The organism is Microbacterium sp. DT81.1 (assembly GCF_049844955.1).
Taxonomy (GTDB): domain Bacteria; phylum Actinomycetota; class Actinomycetes; order Actinomycetales; family Microbacteriaceae; genus Microbacterium.
Map to the genome: position 1 here is coordinate 575039 of NZ_JBNCMA010000001.1, position 20240 is coordinate 595278.

Here is a 20240-nt window from a genome sequence, read left to right on the forward strand (position 1 = left end):
CTCCACACCTTCAGTCACGGGCGTGCTCGGGTCAAGCGACGCGAACCAGCATGGCCGAATGCCATACATGTACATCGTGCGCTGCCGCGATGGAGCGTATTACACCGGAAGTACGCTCAAGGATCCGGAGGCCCGCGTCTGGGAGCACAACCATGACGAGGACTACGCCGCGCGATACACGATCAAGCGGCGCCCGGTCGTTCTGGTCGATGTCGAGTCGTTCGCCCGGATCGACGACGCGTTCAGGCGCGAGAAGCAGGTGCAGAAGTGGAGTCGGGCCAAGAAGGAAGCGCTGATGGAGGGTCGGCTCGATGATCTCCCCGGGTTGTCGCGTGCCGGGGGCGACGCCTCGACAGGCTCGGCGACCGGAGCTTAGGGATAGGTCCCTGAGCTTGTCGAAGGGTCGAGGGGGCGACGCCTCGACAGGCTCGGCGACCGGGTTGGGGGCGACGCCTCGACAGGCTCGGCGACCGGGTCGGGGGCGACGCCTCGACAGGCTCGGCGACCGGGTTGGGCGACGCCTCGACAGGCTCGGCGACCGGGTTGGGGGCCGACGCCTCGACAGGCTCGGCGACCGTGGCACGTCCCGCCATCGATTTGCGGAGCCGGCCCACCGGCGGCTATGGTCGCGGCATGCCTTCGGCCGCGCAGCTTCCCGCGACGCTCCTCGCGAGCGTCGCTCCCGCGCGCCGTCGTCAGAGCGACCGCCGACCGTAGGCGACCCCGCGCTCCCCGGTTTCGCCCGGGTCGAGCAGCCGGTGTCGCCGTCCCCGGCCTCCGCACTCCTGACCATAAGGTAGAAACCATGACGTACTCGGTCGCCGTCTCCGGCGCATCCGGCTATGCGGGTGGCGAGATCCTCCGCCTCCTCGCCGATCATCCCGACATCGAGATCCGCACCGTCACCGCGCACTCCAACGCGGGCCAGCCGCTCGTCGCGCACCAGCCGCACCTGCGCTCGCTCGCCCATCTGACGCTGCAGGACACGACGCCGGACACCCTCGCGGGCCACGACATCGTCTTCCTGGCGCTGCCCCACGGGCAGTCGGGCCAGTTCACCGAAGCGCTCGCGGACACACCCCTCGTGATCGACTGCGGGGCGGATCACCGCCTCGAATCGACCGCCGAGTGGGATCGCTTCTACGGCGGCGAGTTCTCCGACCCCTGGACCTACGGTGTGCCAGAGCTTCCGGTCGGTCCTGCGAACGGCAGGCAGCGAAAGCGCCTTGTCGGTGCCACGCGCATCGCCGCACCCGGCTGCAACGCGAGCACGGTCGCGCTCAGCCTCGCCCCGGGCGTCGCGGCGGGAGTGATCGATCCCTCCGACATCGTGACGGTGCTCGCCGTCGGTCCGAGCGGCGCGGGCAAGAGCCTGAAACCACACCTCCTGGGCAGCGAGATCCTCGGATCGGCCAACCCGTACGGCGTCGGCGGCACCCACCGGCACATCCCCGAGATCCGGCAGGCGCTGGTCGCCGCCGGGGGACCGGCAGACGGCATCCGCATATCCTTCACCCCGATCATCGTTCCGATGGCACGGGGGATCCTCGCGACCAGCTCCGCACCCATCGCGTCGGGCGCGACGGATGCCGAGATCCGGGCCGCCTGGGAATCCGCCTACGGCGGCGAGACGTTCGTCCAGCTCCTGCCCGAGGGCCAGTTCCCGCGCACGGCGGATGTGATCGGCGCCAACACGGCTCTTCTCGGCCTCGCCGTCGACCGCGCCGCCGGCCGGGTCGTGGTGATCGCCGCCGTCGACAACCTCACCAAGGGCACGGCGGGCGCCGCCATCCAATCGATGAACATCGCGCTCGGCCTTCCCGAGGGCCGCGCACTCAGTGTGAACGGGGTGGCACCGTGAGCGTCACCGCTCCCCAGGGCTTCGAAGCGGCCGGCGTCGCGGTCGGCCTCAAGAGCACCGGCAAACCGGATGTCGCCGTGATCGTCAACCGCGGCCCGCTCAAGACAGGCGCCGCCGTCTTCACCAGCAACAGGGCCAAGGCGAACCCGATCCTCTGGTCCGAGCAGGTCATCCGCGACGGGGTTGTGGAAGCCATCGTCTTGAACTCCGGCGGCGCCAACTGCTTCACCGGGTCGTTCGGATTCCAGACGACGCACCAGACGGCGGAGCGCGCCGCCGAGCTGCTCGGCGTCGGGGCCGGCGACATCCTGGTCTGCTCGACGGGGCTGATCGGCACGGGCGACCAGGTCTTCCGCGACAAGGTGCTCGCCGGCGTCGAGCAGGGCATCGCGCGGCTGAACCCGGAGGGCGGGCCGGATGCGGCGAACGCCATCATGACGACCGACTCGGTGCAGAAGACCGCGACCTACCAGGCGGACGGCTGGAGCATCGGCGGCATGGCGAAGGGCGCCGGGATGCTTGCGCCCGGGCTCGCGACGATGCTCGTCGTTCTCACGACCGACGCGGTGCTCACCTCGTCCGAGGCGGACGCGCACCTCCGTGCGGCGACGCGCGTGAGCTTCGACCGCCTCGACTCGGACGGCTGCATGTCGACCAACGACCAGGTCACGCTGATGGTGAGCGGGGCGAGCGGTGTCACACCGGATGCCGCGGCCTTCCGCGCCGGGTTGACGGCGATCTGCAGCGACCTCGCGAGGCAGCTGCAGGGTGACGCCGAGGGCGCGAGCCATGACATCTCCATCCAGGTCATGCACGCGGCATCCGAAGAAGAAGCCGTCGAAGTGGGCCGCTCCGTCGCGCGCAACAACCTCTTCAAGGCCGCCATCTTCGGGAACGACCCGAACTGGGGCCGCGTGCTCGCCGCCATCGGCACCACGACGGCGCTCTTTGACCCCTACGACGTGGATGTCGAGATGAACGGTGTGCGGGTCTGCAGCTCCGGCGGTCCTGATCGCCCGCGCGAAGAGGTCGACCTGACCCCTCGGGCGACCAGCATCGTCATCGACCTGAAGGTCGGCGACGCATCCGCGACGATCCTCACCAACGACCTCACCCACGACTACGTGCACGAGAACAGCGCCTACGCGTCATGACCGACATCCAGAACACGAGCCCGGAAGAGGCCGCGGCGAAGGCGAAGACGCTCGTCGAATCGCTGCCGTGGCTCAAGCGCTTCCACAACCAGATCGTCGTCATCAAGTACGGCGGGAACGCGATGGTCAGCGAGGAGCTGCAGGACGCCTTCGCCGAAGACATCGCCTACCTGCGCTACGTCGGCGTGCTGCCGGTCGTCGTCCACGGCGGCGGGCCGCAGATCTCGAACATGCTCGATCGCCTGGCGATCCCGAGCGAGTTCAAGGGCGGCTACCGCGTGACCAGCACCGAGGCGATCAGCGTCGTGCGCATGGTGCTGACGGGTCAGATCAATCCGCAGCTGGTCGCCAAGATCAACTCGCACGGCCCCCACGCGACCGGCCTGAGCGGGGAGGACGCGGGGCTCTTCGGCGGTCGCCGCAGGGGAGTGGTGATCGACGGCGTCGAGCAGGACCTCGGTCGCGTCGGCGATGTCGTGGAGGTCGACCCGACCCCCGTGCACGATCATCTGGCCGCGGGCCGCATACCCGTGGTGTCCAGCATCGCCCCCGATCTCGATCGTCCGGGGCACTCACTCAACGTCAATGCGGATGCCGCGGCCGCCGCACTCGCGGTCGCCCTGAAGGCGACCAAGCTCGTGGTGCTCACGGATGTGCCGGGCCTCTACGCGAACTGGCCGAACCGCGATTCGCTGGTCTCGCACCTGACGAGCGCGCAGCTGCGCGCCATGCTGCCCAGGCTCGAGTCGGGGATGATCCCCAAGATGCAGGCGTGTCTCGACGCCGTCGAGGGCGGTGTCGAGACGGCCGCGATCATCGACGGACGGGTCCCGCACTCAGTGCTCGTCGAGCTCTTCACAGACAACGGAATAGGAACAGAGGTGGTGGCGAAGTGACCGATTCCTTCGGGTCAACGACATGGCAGGATGCCGCGGGCCGCGACCTCGTCCGCAGCTTCGGTCCCCGTATGGCACTGTTCGCCCGCGGGAGCGGCGCGTATCTGTGGGACGAGGACGGCCGTCGGTACCTGGACTTCCTCGCCGGCATCGCCGTCAACTCGCTCGGGCACGCCCACCCTGCGTTCGTCGAGGCGATCGCCGATCAGGCCGCAACGCTCGCTCACGTCTCCAACTACTTCGCCACGAAGCCGCAGCTCGAGCTCGCCGCCCGGCTCAAGCGGCTGGCCGGCACGGGCGATTCGGGTCGGGTGTACTTCGGCAACTCCGGCGCCGAGGCGAACGAGGCGGCGTTCAAGCTCGCGCGCCTGCACGGCAAGGACACCGGCCGCACGCGCATCCTGACCCTCGAGAACGCCTTCCACGGCCGCACGATGGGAACGCTCGCGCTCACCGGAAAGCCGGCGATGCAGGAGTCGTTCCTGCCGATGGTGCCCGGCGTCGAGCACATCCCGGTCAGCCTCGAAGCGCTCGAAGAAGCGATGGATGATCGCGTGGCCGCGCTGTTCCTCGAACCCATCCAGGGCGAGGCCGGCGTCATCCCGCTGCCGGATGGATACCTGCGAGCGGCGCGCGAACTGACGGAGCGGCACGGGGCGTTGCTGATCATCGACGAGATCCAGACCGGCGCCGGGCGCACGGGGGCCTGGTTCGCCTACCAGCACGCGGGGATCACCCCCGACGCGATCACCGTCGCGAAGGGCATCGGCGGTGGGTTCCCGATCGGCGCGCTGATCACCTTCGGCGCCGCCAGCGACCTCTTCTATCCCGGCTCGCACGGCTCGACCTTCGGGGGGAACGCACTCGGCACGGCCGTGGCCGGAGCCGTTCTCACGGAGATCGAACGCGCGGGACTGGTCCGCAACGCGGCGCTCCGTGGCAACCAGGTTCGCGAAGCGGTGGCGGGCATCGGCTCTCCGCTCGTCGAGGGGACCCGCGGTGCGGGCCTCCTGATCGGCGTCGGACTCGCGCATCCCGTGGCGGGCGCGGTCGTGGCCGCCGCCCAGCAGCACGGCCTCATCGTCAACGCCGCCAACGACAGCACGATCCGGCTGGCGCCGGCGCTCATCATCGGCGACGCGGAGATCGCCCAGTTCACGGAGCTCTTCGCGGCGGCTCTGGCCACGGCATCCGAAGCGCTCCTGCTCGATCATCCCGCCGCGCAGGAGGTCTCGGCGTGACCCGTCACCTGCTGCGCGACGACGACCTGAACCCCGCCGAACAGGCCGAGATCCTCGACCTCGCGATCGAGCTCAAAAAAGATCGCTGGGCCGACAAGAGCCTCGCCGGCCCTCAGACCGTCGCCGTGATCTTCGACAAGTCCTCGACACGCACCCGCGTCTCCTTCGCGGTGGGCATCGCCGATCTGGGTGGTTCGCCGCTCATCATCTCGACCGCGAACAGCCAGCTGGGCGGAAAGGAGACCCCGGCCGACACCGCCCGGGTGCTCGAGCGCCAGGTCGCCGCCATCGTCTGGCGCACGTACGCGCAGGCCGGCCTCGAAGAGATGGCGGCCGGCACGCGCGTGCCGGTGGTGAACGCGCTGTCGGACGACTTCCACCCCTGCCAGCTGCTGGCGGATCTGCTCACCATCCGCGAGCACAAGGGCGAGCTGAAAGGCCTCACCCTCGCCTTCTTCGGAGACGGTCGCAGCAACATGGCGCACTCCTACGTGCTCGCGTGCGTCACTGCCGGGATGCATGTGCGCGTCGCCTCACCCGAGTCGTACGCGCCGCGGGAGGACGTCATAGCGGATGCGGATGCCATCGCCCGGACGACCGGAGGCTCCGTCACGCTGTACACCGACGGCCTCGAGGCGGCATCGGGCGCCGATGTGGTGGTGACCGACACCTGGGTGTCGATGGGCAAGGAGGAGGAGAAGCTCGCGCGGCTGCGCGACCTCGGGCAGTACAAGGTGACGCAGGAGCTGATGTCGCTCGCGCGACCGGGTGCGATCTTCATCCACTGCCTTCCGGCTGACCGCGGCTACGAGGTCGATGCAGAAGTGATCGATGGTCCGCAGAGCGTCGTGTGGGACGAGGCCGAGAACCGGCTGCATGCCCAGAAGGCGCTGCTTGTGTGGTTGCTGCGACAGCGCTAGGGTCCCCGGTCGTTGAGTGAGCGCACCGAGACGAGACGCTCGTACGTCGCCTCCCGCTGGGAGCGGCTGAACGGCCATCGCCGGGTGCCGGGGGTCGACCTGGCGCGAGGGCTCGCGGTGATCGGCATGTTCGCCGCGCACCTGGTGTCGATTCCGCCGTTCGAGTGGACGGACGCCTCCACCTGGCACGACGTGGTGAACGGGCGGTCTTCGATTCTGTTCGCAACGCTCGCCGGCGTCTCGGTCGGGCTCGTGACCGGACGAACCACCCCGTTCGCCGGCCCGGAACTCTCGCTCGCGCGGAGTCGCCTCGCCGTGCGGGCGGTGCTGGTCTGGCTGCTCGGGATCGCCCTCATCTCCCTCGAGGTTCCGGTGCTGGTCATCCTGCCGGCCTACGCCGTGCTCTTCCTCCTCGTGCTTCCGCTGCTCCGGCTTCCGGCCGCGTGGCTGTTCGCGCTCGCTGCGGCGCTCGCCGCCACGATGCCGTTCGTGCAGTTCGTGGTCGCCGGATGGTCGCTGTGGGCGACGCCGCAAGGCTGGCTGATCGACGCGGCGATCGGCGGCCACTACCCGTTCCTGGTGTGGAGCGCGTTCGTCGTGGCCGGGCTAGGGGTGGCGCGGCTCCCCTTCTCCCGCCCGCGGACAGCCGCGGCGCTGCTCGGCGTGGGCTCCGCACTCGCCCTGGTCGGGTACGCCATCGGCGCCGCGACGGCCGGCGCCCGGGCCGGTGAGCGCGAGTCGCTGTGGGCGTTCGTGACCAACTCCGACGCGCACTCGAGCGGCGTGGCCGAGGTCGTCGGCTCCGGTGGATTCGCCATCGCGATCCTCGGACTGTGCGTGCTCGCGACCTCTACGCCGCTCACTTGGGTGGTGCTTCCTCTGCGCGCCGTCGGCGCGATGGCGCTCACCGCCTACTCCGCCCAGCTGATCGCATGGGCGCTGCTGCAGCCGGCGCCGGCGCCGGGGGAGAGCAAGCTCAGCGCGTTCCGCGCGCTGGAGCCGTTCTGGCCGTTCACGCTGTGGACGATCGTGCTGTGCACCGCATGGGCACTTCTCGTCGGCCGTGGACCGGTCGAGTGGGCCTTCGACCGCATCGTGCGATTCGCCGTCCCCGATAGTCTGGAAACGCCATGACCGACGACGATTCTTCCAGCGACGCGACCACCAACGAGGGGGCACTCTGGGGCGCCCGCTTCGTGGGTGGGCCCTCACCGGAGCTCGCCGCGCTGAGCCGCTCCACGCACTTCGACTGGGTGCTCGCGCTGTATGACATAGCCGGATCGCACGCTCACGCAAAGGCCCTCGCCGCTGCCGGCTACCTCACGGCCGAGGAGGAGCGTGCCATGCACGAGGGCCTCGACGTGCTGGCGCGTGGCATCACCGACGGAACGCTGCGCCCCGGTCCGGCCGACGAAGACGTGCACGGTGCCCTCGAACAGGCGCTCATCGCGGTCGTCGGTCCCGAGCTCGGCGGCAAGCTCCGCGCCGGCCGCAGTCGCAACGACCAGATCGCGACACTCGTGCGCATGTATCTGCTCGATCATTCGCGCCCGATCGCCCGCGACATCCTGCGCGTCGTCGACGCGATCGTCGCGCAGGCCGAAGCCCACGAGAACGCCATCATGCCCGGCCGCACGCACCTGCAGCACGCCCAGCCGGTGACACTGGCACACCATCTGCAGGCGCACGCGTGGCCGCTCGTGCGTGACCTGGAACGCCTGCGGGATTGGCAGGCGCGTGCGGTCGTCTCGCCGTACGGCGGAGGAGCCCTTGCCGGCTCCACCCTCGGCCTCGATCCGGCACTGGTCGCCCGCGAGCTCGGGATGGCGCGCCCGGCCGAGAATTCGATCGACGGCACCTCGTCGCGCGACGTCGTCGCCGAGTTCGCCTTCATCGCGGCGATGATCGGCATCGACATCTCCCGGTTCGCCGAGGAGATCATCCTGTGGAACACGCGCGAATTCGGATTCGTCACGCTCGACGACGGGTATTCGACCGGATCGAGCATCATGCCGCAGAAGAAGAATCCTGATATCGCCGAGCTGGCCCGTGGCAAGGCCGGTCGCCTCATCGGCAATCTCACCGGGTTGCTCGCCACACTGAAGGCGCTGCCGCTCGCCTATAACCGCGATCTGCAGGAGGACAAGGAGCCGGTGTTCGACTCGGTGGCGACGCTCGAACTGGTGCTTCCGGCATTCGCCGGCATGGTGGCCACTCTGCGCTTCGACACGAACCGGATGGCCGAGCTCGCACCGCAGGGGTTCTCGCTCGCCACGGACGTCGCCGAATGGCTGGTGAAGCGGGGGGTCCCCTTCCGGGACGCGCACGAGATCTCGGGATCGCTCGTGCGGCTCTGCGAAGAGCGCGGGATCGAACTGGACGAGGTCAGCGACGACATGCTCGCCTCCGTCTCGCCCGAACTGTCACCCGACGTCCGATCGGTGCTCACCATCGAGGGTTCGGTGGCCAGCCGCACCGGGGCCGGAGGGACCGCACCGGAGCGGGTGGCGGAGCAGCGAGCCGACTTGATCGCCCGGGTGCAGGCCGCCGCCCACACCCTCGGACTCTAGGCGACCGAATCAGCCCCGCACCGCGGCGAGCGGTCCTCGCACGTCGTGGGCCTGTCGGCGCGTGGCCTCCGTCAGCTCTCCCAGTGCGAAGGCGACCTCTGGTGGTTCGCCGGCCACGTTCCGGCCCTCGAGGAACTCGGCCGCGACGACGGCGTCCTGTTGTTCCCCGAAGGCATCCTGCAGCTCGCGCCGACGCTCGATCTCTTCGTCCGCGCCGGCGCCGAGCACCGGTGCGGCGAGCTCCAGCGCGTAGCGGTGGCGTTTCGCGGTCTTGCGAGCGGAGTGAAGCAGATCGGCTGCCCGTGGGTCGCCCGCCGCGGCCCCTTCCCGAACGCGCTCGAGCCGCTTGCGGAGCTTCGCGTCGGCCTTCTTCACTCGCTTCCTCGCGCGTTCGGGCCGGCGGTCGGCATCGTCCGCGAAAGGCGGAGAACGATGCCACCGGCCGACCGCGTCGTACAGCCGGGTGGCGCGCTCGCTGGTCATCGCGTCCGACATCGCCCGCCACGCCGAGTCCAGTTCCCGCGCGATCTCGGCAGCGAGGTACAGTTCGACCCGGCCACGCGGGGTCCGTGGGTCCTCGTCCGGGGCGAAGCGCTCCCCGAGCACCTGCAGATCCCGCACCCCGCCGAGCACGAGGCCCCACCACCGCAGCTCGGCGGCGAACTCCTCCGCGGCCCGCGCGTCGTAGACCCGCCCGAAGGTGCGCAGGGTCGCGCGCAGGCGACGGACGGCCACCCGGGCGGGGTGCACCGACTCCGCCTCCCTGCGACCGAGGGGCTCCCAGTTCTCCAGGATCACGCCGCACTGCTCCGCGACGTAGCGCTGCACGAGACCTCCGAGGGTCTCTTCGGCGTCGGACTCCGCGCTCATCCGAGTGCTCATTCGGTCGCTCCGGAGCGAAGGTCGTTCACCAGATCGCCAGTCGCACGAGAGCCCCGACGATGCACGCCCACAGCAGGCTCGACAGGGTGCCGATGATGAAGCGCTCCCTCGCCTCGGCGGCGGCGAGTTCGGAGAACCGCCCGACACCCTTGATGGCGACGAGGATCGCGATCGCCTCTGGATAGCCCGCGATGAGCGCCACCACGACGGCGAGGCGTTCCAGGTAGCCGATGGTCGTGCCGCCTCGCATCACCTCGGCGCCGGCCGCGGACGGCTCGGTGATGGCGGTGCCCGCCGCCTCGGCATCCAGGATGATTCCACCGTTCACCCCGTCGCGCACACGGCCGTGCGTTGCGATCTCGAGCACCCGCCGAGTGATCGGGTTCCCGCCCAGCACGCCTACCGCGGTGCCGAGCAGTGCGATGACCATGCCCATGAGAATAGGCACGTTGAGGGGCGCGACCGAGACGAGGACGAGAGCCGACACGACCAGCCCGGCGGCCACGACAAGGGGCAGCGTCGCGGGCCTGCGCATGCTCAGCACGATGAGCACCAGCGCCGCGCACATCGCGAGAAACAGGAAGATCGAGAGGATGGCGATGGAGATCGCCTCGGGGAACAGCGCCGGCATCCGCACAGTCTGTCACGCACCCCCGTCGAGGCGGGCGAGCACCCGCCCCAGGGCGGGAATCGCCGCTTCGTCGGTACGCAGCCCGGCGGCGTTGGCGCGCAGGCTCACCGCGGTGGGGGTGATGCCGAGCACCGTGGCGGCCCTCTTCTGCGTCATTCCCCGGCTCAGCAGATCGGCGACTTCCCACCCCTGAGGTGTCCGGCGATCGCGCAGTTCGATGAGCAGCCGGATGAGGGCTTCCGCGTCACCGCCTGCGACACGGTCGTCGGCTTCGACGGCGAGGCGCTGCTGGGATTTCTTCGCGCGTTCGACGGCCGTGCGCGCGTGCAGGAAGGCGTCGCCTCGCCCTTCCCGGACGTGGGTGGAGAGGGGCGCTTCGATGGCACCGGCTCCCACTCCGACGCTCCATTCCTGCGCGCGCACCAGATGGAGTGCGATCTGCAGGGCAGCATCCGCGTCGGTCGTCGCCAGCTGGATCTCGTCCCCCACGGTACGCTCGGCGGGCGCCGCGAGGCGACTGCCGGCGAGCCGGTCGACATCGGCGAGCGCGGCGGGAACGAGATCACGGTTGGTGCGGCTGGCCCGCTGATCCGCGGTGATAACGAACATCCGTCCTCCATTATGCCTGTACGCCTAATTCCATAAGCATTATTGCTGGAGGCTTACTCTATTGAAGCCTTCAGACTTCATCAAGTCGTAGATATGTCTCCGAGCTTATCCCGAGCCGGCCTCACGGGCGGAAAGAGGTGCACGAGCGCCCGCTGATAGCCTGACGGAGTGTCTGTGTCCGCCGATCCCGCGCCGCCCGCAGTCGATCCGTCCTTCGAGAATGTCTGGGACGAGCTCGTCTGGCGAGGCCTCGTGCACGTCTCGACCGACCAGCAGGCTCTCCGCGCGCTGCTCGCCGGTCCGCCGATCGTGTACTACTGCGGCTTCGACCCGACCGCCCCCAGTCTCCACCTCGGCAACCTCGTGCAGCTGCTCACCATGCGTCGGCTGCAGTTGGCGGGGCACAAGCCGCTGGGACTCGTGGGTGGCTCGACCGGCCTGATCGGCGACCCACGACCGACATCAGAGCGCGCGCTCAACACGAAGGAGACCGTTGCCGAGTGGGTCGGGTACCTGCAGGAGCAGGTGCAGCGGTTCCTGAGTTTCGACGGCGAGAACGCCGCGCGGATGGTGAACAACCTCGACTGGACGGCGCCGCTGTCGGCGATCGACTTCCTGCGCGAGATCGGCAAGCACTACCGCGTCGGCACCATGCTGAAGAAGGAGGCCGTCAGCGCGCGACTGAATTCGGACGAAGGCATCAGCTACACCGAGTTCAGTTACCAGATCCTCCAGGGCCTCGACTACCGTGAGCTGTTCCTGCAGTACGGCTGTGTGCTGCAGACCGGGGGCAGCGACCAGTGGGGCAACCTCACGAGCGGGGTCGACCTCATCCACCGCGCCGAGGGGAAGAGCGTCCACGCCATCGGCACGCCGCTGATCACGAACAGCGACGGGCGAAAGTTCGGCAAGAGCGAGGGCAACGCGATCTGGCTGGATCCGGCACTGACCAGCCCCTACGCGATGTACCAGTTCTGGCTCAACACCGATGACGCCGACGTCGTCGATCGCCTCAAGGTCTTCACCTTCCTCACGCGCGCCCAGATCGAGGCGATCGCGGCGGAGCACGCCGCGGAGCCGTTCAGACGGATCGGTCAGAAGCGCATCGCCGCCGAGGTCACCAGCCTGGTGCACGGAGCGGATGCCGCGAACGCGGCGATCGCGGCATCCGAGGCCCTTTTCGGCCAAGGTGATCTGCGCTCCATAGACGCGGCCACCCTTGCAAGCGCGCTCCGCGAACTGCCGCATGCCGAACTCCCGGCCGGCACGCCCGTCGTCCAGGCGCTCGTGGAGACCCGGCTCGTCGCCAGCCTGAGCGAGGCACGACGCGCGCTCGGTCAGGGCGGAGTCTCTCTCGACGGCGTGAAGGTGGAGAACGAATCCGCCGTCGTGCAGGGCTCCCTTCCCGGTGGCGTTTCAGTGCTGCGGCGCGGCAAGAAGACGCTCGGCGGCGTCTTCGTGCGCGCATGACGGGAACCCCGCCCGCCGGCTAGGCGAAGCGCCATGCCGTTCACTCCCAGTCACGCCGTCGTCGCGCTGCCCTTCGTACGGACACCGCTGGTGCCGGCCGCGATCGCGATCGGAGCGATGACGCCCGACCTCCCGCTGTTCGTGCGCGGGGTGCTTCCGCGGTACGCGGTCACGCACGATCTCGCTTGGATTCCGCTGACCATGGTCATCGCGCTCGTGCTGCTGCTCCTCTGGCGGTGCGTGCTGCGTCCGGCGACTCGGGAGCTGGTGCCCGGATGGCTGGCGTCTCGACTTCCCACCGAGTGGGACGCAGGGTGGCGAACCGCCGTCAAGGAGACCTTCCCGTCGTGGCGTGGCGTGTTGATGCTCCTCGCGTCGCTCGCGATCGGCGTCGTCTCGCACATCGTCTGGGACCTGTTCACCCATGAAGGCCGGTGGGGCGTGTCGGCGATCCCTGCGCTCGCAGAGCCGTGGGGCCCGTTCGTCGGGGTCAAGTGGCTGCAGCACGGGTCCAGCGCAGCGGGGCTCGCCATCCTCGCCGTCTGGGCTGGGGTCAGCCTCGCGCGCAGCTCCGTGAACCCGATCCGCCGCCGTCTGCCCGGATGGATCCGCTGGTCATGGTGGGCGTCGCTTCCGCTGCTGCTCGGCGGGGCGCTCGTGTGGGGCGTCGTCACGGTCGGGCCGCTGACCGATGAATGGACGCCGGCGCATCTCGGCTACTTCGTGCTGCCACCGGCCTGCGCCGCATGGGGCCTGCTCACCGCGGTGCTGGCGGTCGCCATCCAGCTGGAGCGGACGATACGCGCCCCGCGCGTCGGCCGCCATCCCCTGCACCGGTGATCGGCGGCGTGGCTACTCTTCCCGCATGACAGCGGAGGAGCGACCAGGGGCGGAGAAGTGGGTGCCTCGCGGCGCGGACCTCGGTGAGCTGCGCAACGCCGTGCAGTCCTGTCGCGGATGCGAGCTCTGGAGGCCGGCAACGCAGGCCGTGTTCGGCGACGGGAGCCCGTCCGCCCGGATGATGCTGGTGGGCGAGCAGCCGGGTGACCGCGAAGACCTCAGCGGCGAGCCGTTCGTCGGTCCGGCGGGCGCGGTCCTTGACCGTGCTCTTCAGGCCGCGGGCATCGCGAGGGACGAGATCTACGTCACCAATGCCGTCAAGCACTTCAGATTCGAGGAACGAGGTAAGCGCCGGATCCACAGCAAGCCCGGCGTCGCCCACATCGTCGCGTGTGCCCCGTGGCTGGAAGCGGAGCTGGATGCCGTGGATCCAGACCTGATCGTCTGCCTCGGAGCGACCGCCGCACGCGCCGTGTTCGACCGCACCGTTGCCATCGGAGGCGAGCGCGGAAGACTGCAGCCCGCGAGGGGTCGGCAGGCGCTGGTGACGGTGCACCCGTCGTCGATCCTGCGGCTGCGTGCGGATGCCGATCGATCGGCCGCGTTCGATGCGCTCGTCGCCGATCTGCGCGTGGGGGCCGAGGCGCTCGGCCTCAGCCGGCGCTGACCCAGCCGGCGCTGACCCAGCCGGCGCTGCTCCTCAGCCGTTGTCGGCGGTGGGGCAGACAGGAGCGGCAGCCGTTGTAGCCACGGGCGATCGCGTCGGCGACCGTGAAGAACGGCACCTTGCCGGCCGACGCGAGCTGCGGCCACCACTGGCATGTGACGACGTGCAGCTCGAGCGTGCGCGCGTTGCCGAAGAACATGTCCTCGACCTCTTCGAGCTCGGCGCGGTCTGCTGCCCACAGGGGAGGGCAGCTCCGCGGGCACACCCGACGGAAGGGCGAATACGGCGTGTGACCGGCGGTTCTCCTCGCCGGCGCTCGGTGCGACACGCCCGGGCGACGGCCAGGATTTGCCCGATGCGCGGAACCGACGTAACTTATTACTTGTTCGCCCCACAGGGAAGCGGAGAGGCCGAGAGCCTGACCCCCCTCAAGCGGAGAACCACCCCCCATCTGAAACACACTCATTGAGTGTCGCGACCTTCGGGTCTAAGATGGAGGTTCCCACTCCTCGAAGCTGTCGAAGAGTGCTGGCCGGTGACGTTGAAACAGTCACGGACAGCCCGACTTGACAAGCAGAGCGAGTGAGATAGGATAGAGAAGTTGCCCCGGCGGCCCGGTTGATACGCCAGGAACGCGAGGCACACGATCTAGCTTGGTGAGACGCCGTCACTGACAGCTGCGAACGACTTCACGTCGAAAAGCGCCGATTTGACACGCGGATCACGATGAATAAGATAGAGAAGTTGCCCTGCGGGCGAGGCCGAGAGGCTGAGCAGCAGGAGCATCCGATCCTTGAGAACTCAACAGCGTGCACTTGTCAAATGCCAAAAAACCTCGCGGTCAGCTCTGCTGATCGATGAGATTCTTTTGAGATTAAACGGATATGTCAGTAATGACATCCGATCGTCAGATCAAACTCGCTCGGCCGAACCCATTCCGGTTCAGTCGCAGCAAAAATTCTTTACGGAGAGTTTGATCCTGGCTCAGGATGAACGCTGGCGGCGTGCTTAACACATGCAAGTCGAACGGTGAAGGAGAGCTTGCTCTCCTGATCAGTGGCGAACGGGTGAGTAACACGTGAGCAATCTGCCCCTGACTCTGGGATAACAGCTGGAAACAGCTGCTAATACCGGATACGAGCTGCGAAGGCATCTTCAGCAGCTGGAAAGAACTTCGGTCAGGGATGAGCTCGCGGCCTATCAGCTAGTTGGTGAGGTAATGGCTCACCAAGGCGTCGACGGGTAGCCGGCCTGAGAGGGTGACCGGCCACACTGGGACTGAGACACGGCCCAGACTCCTACGGGAGGCAGCAGTGGGGAATATTGCACAATGGGCGCAAGCCTGATGCAGCAACGCCGCGTGAGGGACGACGGCCTTCGGGTTGTAAACCTCTTTTAGCAAGGAAGAAGCGAAAGTGACGGTACTTGCAGAAAAAGCGCCGGCTAACTACGTGCCAGCAGCCGCGGTAATACGTAGGGCGCAAGCGTTATCCGGAATTATTGGGCGTAAAGAGCTCGTAGGCGGTTTGTCGCGTCTGCTGTGAAAACCCGAGGCTCAACCTCGGGCCTGCAGTGGGTACGGGCAGACTAGAGTGCGGTAGGGGAGATTGGAATTCCTGGTGTAGCGGTGGAATGCGCAGATATCAGGAGGAACACCGATGGCGAAGGCAGATCTCTGGGCCGTAACTGACGCTGAGGAGCGAAAGGGTGGGGAGCAAACAGGCTTAGATACCCTGGTAGTCCACCCCGTAAACGTTGGGAACTAGTTGTGGGGTCCATTCCACGGATTCCGTGACGCAGCTAACGCATTAAGTTCCCCGCCTGGGGAGTACGGCCGCAAGGCTAAAACTCAAAGGAATTGACGGGGACCCGCACAAGCGGCGGAGCATGCGGATTAATTCGATGCAACGCGAAGAACCTTACCAAGGCTTGACATATACGAGAACGGGCCAGAAATGGTCAACTCTTTGGACACTCGTAAACAGGTGGTGCATGGTTGTCGTCAGCTCGTGTCGTGAGATGTTGGGTTAAGTCCCGCAACGAGCGCAACCCTCGTTCTATGTTGCCAGCACGTAATGGTGGGAACTCATGGGATACTGCCGGGGTCAACTCGGAGGAAGGTGGGGATGACGTCAAATCATCATGCCCCTTATGTCTTGGGCTTCACGCATGCTACAATGGCCGGTACAAAGGGCTGCAATACCGTAAGGTGGAGCGAATCCCAAAAAGCCGGTCCCAGTTCGGATTGAGGTCTGCAACTCGACCTCATGAAGTCGGAGTCGCTAGTAATCGCAGATCAGCAACGCTGCGGTGAATACGTTCCCGGGTCTTGTACACACCGCCCGTCAAGTCATGAAAGTCGGTAACACCTGAAGCCGGTGGCCCAACCCTTGTGGAGGGAGCCGTCGAAGGTGGGATCGGTAATTAGGACTAAGTCGTAACAAGGTAGCCGTACCGGAAGGTGCGGCTGGATCACCTCCTTTCTAAGGAGCATCTGGCACTCTTCGGAGTGTCCAGGCGCCAGATTCGAGACACACGTTCTCGACTGGTAGCTCATGGGTGGAACATTTGACTAGGTGCCGATCGGAACTTCCCGAACTCAGTACGCTGCTTGCAGCTGGAAAGGTTTGGGTCGGGATGGCCGGCACATGCACGCTGTTGGGTCCTGAGGGACCGGATGCGCTGGCCCACGGGCCGGCACAGACGAAACTCAGGACCTTTTCCTGTCTGCCGGTATACGGCATGCGGAGAAGGTACCGCCCGTACTTTGAGAACTACACAGTGGACGCGAGCATCTTTGAGATGATCCTTCGGGATCATTTCACATAGATGATCTTTATAGATCATTAGTCAATTTCAATTCCGGACTTCGGTCCGGACCGATTCTGACGAAACTCATGTGATTTCAAATCTTTAAGAGCAAACGGTGGATGCCTTGGCATCTGGAGCCGAAGAAGGACGTAGCAATCTGCGATAAGCCTCGGGGAGTGGATAAGCACACCTTGATCCGAGGATTTCCGAATGGGGAAACCCCGCTGGGCGGCGTGCCGACCCAGTGACTCCCGCCTGAATATATAGGGCGGGTAGAGGGAACGTGGGGAAGTGAAACATCTCAGTACCCACAGGAAGAGAAAGCAACCGCGATTCCGTTAGTAGTGGCGAGCGAAACCGGAACAGGCTAAACCGAGTATGTGTGATATCCGGCAGGAGTTGCATATTCGGGGTTGTGGGACTTTTCGGGCTGCTCTGCCGAGCAGCCGGCGTGATGTGAAGATATAGACGAATGGCATTGAAAGGCCAGTCACAGAGGGTGCAAACCCCGTAGTCGAAATGTCTCTCACAGCGCGAAGAGTATCCCAAGTAGCACGGGGCCCGAGAAATCCCGTGTGAATCCGTCAGGACCACCTGATAAGCCTAAATACTCCCAGATGACCGATAGCGGACAAGTACCGTGAGGGAAAGGTGAAAAGTACCCCGGGAGGGGAGTGAAATAGTACCTGAAACCGTTTGCTTACAAACCGTTGGAGCCTCCTTAGTAGGGGTGACAGCGTGCCTTTTGAAGAATGAGCCTGCGAGTTAGCGATATGTGGCGAGGTTAACCCGAGTGGGGTAGCCGTAGCGAAAGCGAGTCTGAATAGGGCGATTCAGTCGCATGTCCTAGACCCGAAGCGAAGTGATCTATCCATGGCCAGGTTGAAGCGACGGTAAGACGTCGTGGAGGACCGAACCCACTTAGGTTGAAAACTGAGGGGATGAGCTGTGGATAGGGGTGAAAGGCCAATCAAACTTCGTGATAGCTGGTTCTCTCCGAAATGCATTTAGGTGCAGCGTTGCGTGTTTCTTGCCGGAGGTAGAGCTACTGGATGGCCGATGGGCCCTAAAAGGTTACTGACGTCAGCCAAACTCCGAATGCCGGTAAGTGAGAGCGCAGCAGTGAGACTGTGGGGGATAAGCTTCATAGTCGAGAGGGAAACAACCCAGACCACCAACTAAGGTCCCAAAGCGCGTGCTAAGTGGGAAAGGATGTGGAGTTGCTTAGACAACCAGGAGGTTGGCTTAGAAGCAGCCACCCTTGAAAGAGTGCGTAATAGCTCACTGGTCAAGTGATTCCGCGCCGACAATGTAACGGGGCTCAAGCACGCCACCGAAGTTGTGGCATTGATATTATTGGTAGGCCTTCGTGGTCCAGCCGTATTGATGGGTAGGAGAGCGTCGTGTGGCCAGCGAAGCGGCGGTGTGAACCAGCCGTGGAGGCCACACGAGTGAGAATGCAGGCATGAGTAGCGAAAGACGTGTGAGAAACACGTCCTCCGAAAGACCAAGGGTTCCAGGGTCAAGCTAATCTTCCCTGGGTAAGTCGGGACCTAAGGCGAGGCCGACAGGCGTAGTCGATGGACAACGGGTTGATATTCCCGTACCGGCGAAGAACCGCCCAAACCAATCCAGTAATGCTAAGTGTCTGAATCCCACTGACGGATCCCTTCGGGGTGAAGCGTTGGGCCTAGCACACGACCCTATGCTGAGGCGGTTAGCGTATTAACAGGTGTGACGCAGGAAGGTAGCCCAAGCCAGGCGATGGTTGTCCTGGTGCAAGTGCGTAGGCCGAGTGATAGGCAAATCCGTCACTCATACAGGCTGAGACACGATGCGGATAAAAAGTGGGTGATCCTATGCTGCCAAGAAAAGCATCGACGCGAGGTTCAAGCCGCCCGTACCCCAAACCGACTCAGGTGGTCAGGTAGAGAATACCAAGGAGATCGAGAGAATCGTGGTTAAGGAACTCGGCAAAATGCCCCCGTAACTTCGGGAGAAGGGGGGCCTTCGACGTATTAGGACTTGCTCCGAAAGCGTTTGGAGGCCGCAGAGACTAGTGGGTAGCGACTGTTTACTAAAAACACAGGTCCGTGCCAAGTCGCAAGACGATGTATACGGACTGACGCCTGCCCGGTGCTGGAAGGTTAAGAGGACCGGTTAGCCGCAAGGCGAAGCTGAGAATTTAAGCCCCAGTAAACGGCGGTGGTAACTATAACCATCCTAAGGTAGCGAAATTCCTTGTCGGGTAAGTTCCGACCTGCACGAATGGCGTAACGACTTCCCAACTGTCTCAACCGCGAACTCGGCGAAATTGCATTACGAGTAAAGATGCTCGTTACGCGCAGCAGGACGGAAAGACCCCGTGACCTTTACTATAGTTTGGTATTGGTGTTCGGTGTGGCTTGTGTAGGATAGGTGGGAGACTTTGAAGCATGGACGCCAGTTCATGTGGAGTCATTGTTGAAATACCACTCTGGTCACTCTGGATATCTAACTTAGAACCGTAATCCGGTTCAGGGACAGTGCCTGATGGGTAGTTTAACTGGGGCGGTTGCCTCCCAAAAAGTAACGGAGGCGCCCAAAGGTTCCCTCAACCTGGTTGGTAATCAGGTGTCGAGTGTAAGTGCACAAGGGAGCTTGACTGTGAGACTGACAAGTCGAGCAGGGACGAAAGTCGGGACTAGTGATCCGGCAGTGGCTTGTGGAAGCGCTGTCGCTCAACGGATAAAAGGTACCTCGGGGATAACAGGCTGATCTTGCCCAAGAGTCCATATCGACGGCATGGTTTGGCACCTCGATGTCGGCTCGTCGCATCCTGGGGCTGGAGTAGGTCCCAAGGGTTGGGCTGTTCGCCCATTAAAGCGGTACGCGAGCTGGGTTTAGAACGTCGTGAGACAGTTCGGTCCCTATCCGCTGCGCGCGCAGGAAATTTGAGAGGATCTGACCCTAGTACGAGAGGACCGGGTTGGACGAACCTCTGGTGTGTCAGTTGTTCCGCCAGGAGCACCGCTGATTAGCTACGTTCGGGATGGATAACCGCTGAAAGCATCTAAGCGGGAAGCCGGCCTCAAGATGAGATTTCCATGCCTTCGGGCGAGAGGCTCCCAGCCAGACTACTGGGTTGATAGGCCGGGTGTGTAAGCGTGGCAACACGTGTAGCTGACCGGTACTAATAAGCCGATGATTTGATAATCACCTTCCTAGGTGCTTGCGTCCACTGAGTGGTTCTCGATGTACGGTCGAGAACCGCATGAGCAGCCTTTGCGGCTGCGTGCTGTCGCTGACAGCAACCATGCTTTTGAACGATTGAAACATCAATAGTGTTTCGGCGGCCATAGCGTGAGGGAAACGCCCGGTTACATTCCGAACCCGGAAGCTAAGCCTCACAGCGCCGATGGTACTGCAGGGGGGACCCTGTGGGAGAGTAGGACACCGCCGGACTTCTTCGTGAAATGGCCACCCAAAGCTGGGTGGCCATTTTTCGTTAAGTCACATATCCCGTGCTCGCGACGAGCCGCGGCAAGAAGGGGACCCCATGGTCGAGGAGAACGAGGATCGCGACGCGAAGCGGTCTCCGCGGTCGGGCTCCGGCGCCGCGCGACGGAACGATGCGCCCCGCAGCTCGGGCACCGGCCGGCAGGGGGAACGCAAACCTTACGTGAAGCGCGAAGGCGACAAGAAGTCG

15 protein-coding genes and 3 rRNA genes are annotated in these 20240 nt (G+C 65.2%); 14 read left to right on the top strand and 4 right to left on the bottom strand.

Annotated elements, in window-relative coordinates:
- The first annotated feature begins 58 nt into the window (after nt 1-58).
- From ACLQ2Q_RS02615 to argH, 8 genes are all read left to right on the top strand, one after another.
- A complete protein-coding gene (locus ACLQ2Q_RS02615) occupies nt 59-376 on the top strand; it encodes a GIY-YIG nuclease family protein (RefSeq protein WP_425817648.1) in 318 nt (105 codons plus the stop codon).
- Between the two features lie 429 nt (nt 377-805).
- Nucleotides 806-1861, top strand: coding sequence for an N-acetyl-gamma-glutamyl-phosphate reductase (gene argC / locus ACLQ2Q_RS02620; RefSeq protein ID WP_425817650.1), 1056 nt, complete (start codon nt 806-808; stop codon nt 1859-1861).
- Nucleotides 1858-3015 carry a bifunctional glutamate N-acetyltransferase/amino-acid acetyltransferase ArgJ gene (argJ, locus tag ACLQ2Q_RS02625; RefSeq protein ID WP_425817652.1) on the top strand — a complete coding sequence of 386 codons (1158 nt, stop codon included), beginning with the start codon at nt 1858-1860 and terminating at the stop codon, nt 3013-3015. The genes argC and argJ overlap by 4 nt, the downstream gene beginning before the upstream one ends.
- On the top strand, nt 3012-3911 hold the full coding sequence (argB, locus tag ACLQ2Q_RS02630) for an acetylglutamate kinase (protein ID WP_425817654.1): 900 nt from the start codon (nt 3012-3014) through the stop codon (nt 3909-3911). The genes argJ and argB overlap by 4 nt, the downstream gene beginning before the upstream one ends.
- Nucleotides 3908-5152 carry an acetylornithine transaminase gene (locus ACLQ2Q_RS02635; protein ID WP_425817656.1) on the top strand — a complete coding sequence of 415 codons (1245 nt, stop codon included), beginning with the start codon at nt 3908-3910 and terminating at the stop codon, nt 5150-5152. Before argB ends, ACLQ2Q_RS02635 begins: the two co-directional genes overlap by 4 nt.
- Entirely contained in the window at nt 5149-6072 is a 924-nt protein-coding gene (gene argF / locus ACLQ2Q_RS02640; protein WP_425817658.1) for an ornithine carbamoyltransferase, read from the top strand. The genes ACLQ2Q_RS02635 and argF overlap by 4 nt, the downstream gene beginning before the upstream one ends.
- Nucleotides 6073-6084: 12 nt before the next feature.
- The gene (locus ACLQ2Q_RS02645; RefSeq protein ID WP_425817660.1) at nt 6085-7206 is read left to right on the top strand and encodes a heparan-alpha-glucosaminide N-acetyltransferase domain-containing protein; all 1122 of its coding nucleotides are present in this window, start codon (nt 6085-6087) and stop codon (nt 7204-7206) included.
- Nucleotides 7203-8642 (top strand): argininosuccinate lyase, encoded by a 1440-nt coding sequence (argH, locus tag ACLQ2Q_RS02650; protein ID WP_425817662.1) that lies wholly within the window; start codon nt 7203-7205, stop codon nt 8640-8642. Before ACLQ2Q_RS02645 ends, argH begins: the two co-directional genes overlap by 4 nt.
- Before the next feature lie 9 nt (nt 8643-8651).
- Here argH and ACLQ2Q_RS02655 read toward each other — a convergent pair whose 3' ends face one another.
- The 3 genes from ACLQ2Q_RS02655 to ACLQ2Q_RS02665 are packed head-to-tail and all read right to left on the bottom strand — an operon-like array spanning nt 8652 to nt 10764.
- A complete protein-coding gene (locus ACLQ2Q_RS02655; RefSeq protein WP_425817664.1) occupies nt 8652-9512 on the bottom strand; it encodes a CHAD domain-containing protein in 861 nt (286 codons plus the stop codon).
- Nucleotides 9513-9549: 37 nt separating this feature from the next.
- Nucleotides 9550-10155, bottom strand: coding sequence for a hypothetical protein (locus tag ACLQ2Q_RS02660; RefSeq protein WP_425817666.1), 606 nt, complete (start codon nt 10153-10155; stop codon nt 9550-9552).
- 12 nt (nt 10156-10167) lie between these two features.
- Nucleotides 10168-10764 carry a DNA-binding protein gene (locus ACLQ2Q_RS02665; RefSeq protein ID WP_425817668.1) on the bottom strand — a complete coding sequence of 199 codons (597 nt, stop codon included), beginning with the start codon at nt 10762-10764 and terminating at the stop codon, nt 10168-10170.
- 168 nt (nt 10765-10932) lie between these two features.
- On the opposite strand from ACLQ2Q_RS02665, the gene tyrS reads away from it, so the two are divergent.
- Genes tyrS through ACLQ2Q_RS02680 form a run of 3 tightly spaced genes read left to right on the top strand, consistent with a single transcriptional unit; the run spans nt 10933 to nt 13741 of the window.
- Nucleotides 10933-12234: a tyrosine--tRNA ligase gene (gene tyrS, locus ACLQ2Q_RS02670; RefSeq protein WP_425817670.1), complete on the top strand. Its 1302-nt coding sequence runs from the start codon at nt 10933-10935 to the stop codon at nt 12232-12234.
- A gap of 33 nt (nt 12235-12267) precedes the next feature.
- Complete coding sequence (locus ACLQ2Q_RS02675; protein WP_425817672.1) at nt 12268-13074, top strand: DUF4184 family protein; 807 nt, start codon at nt 12268-12270, stop codon at nt 13072-13074.
- Between the two features lie 25 nt (nt 13075-13099).
- Nucleotides 13100-13741 carry a UdgX family uracil-DNA binding protein gene (locus tag ACLQ2Q_RS02680; protein ID WP_425817674.1) on the top strand — a complete coding sequence of 214 codons (642 nt, stop codon included), beginning with the start codon at nt 13100-13102 and terminating at the stop codon, nt 13739-13741.
- Here ACLQ2Q_RS02680 and ACLQ2Q_RS02685 read toward each other — a convergent pair.
- The gene (locus ACLQ2Q_RS02685) at nt 13728-13940 is read right to left on the bottom strand and encodes a hypothetical protein (RefSeq protein WP_425817676.1); all 213 of its coding nucleotides are present in this window, start codon (nt 13938-13940) and stop codon (nt 13728-13730) included. The two genes, ACLQ2Q_RS02680 and ACLQ2Q_RS02685, sit on opposite strands and share 14 nt — an antisense overlap.
- Before the next feature lie 762 nt (nt 13941-14702).
- Here ACLQ2Q_RS02685 and ACLQ2Q_RS02690 point away from each other — a divergent pair.
- The 3 genes from ACLQ2Q_RS02690 (at nt 14703) to rrf (ending at nt 19996) form a co-directional block, all read left to right on the top strand.
- Nucleotides 14703-16224 (top strand): 16S ribosomal RNA (locus ACLQ2Q_RS02690).
- 420 nt (nt 16225-16644) lie between these two features.
- Nucleotides 16645-19748, top strand: a 23S ribosomal RNA gene (locus ACLQ2Q_RS02695).
- Between the two features lie 131 nt (nt 19749-19879).
- Nucleotides 19880-19996, top strand: a 5S ribosomal RNA gene (rrf, locus tag ACLQ2Q_RS02700).
- Together the 16S, 23S and 5S rRNA genes form the textbook arrangement of a ribosomal RNA operon.
- Nucleotides 19997-20240 lie beyond the last annotated feature (244 nt).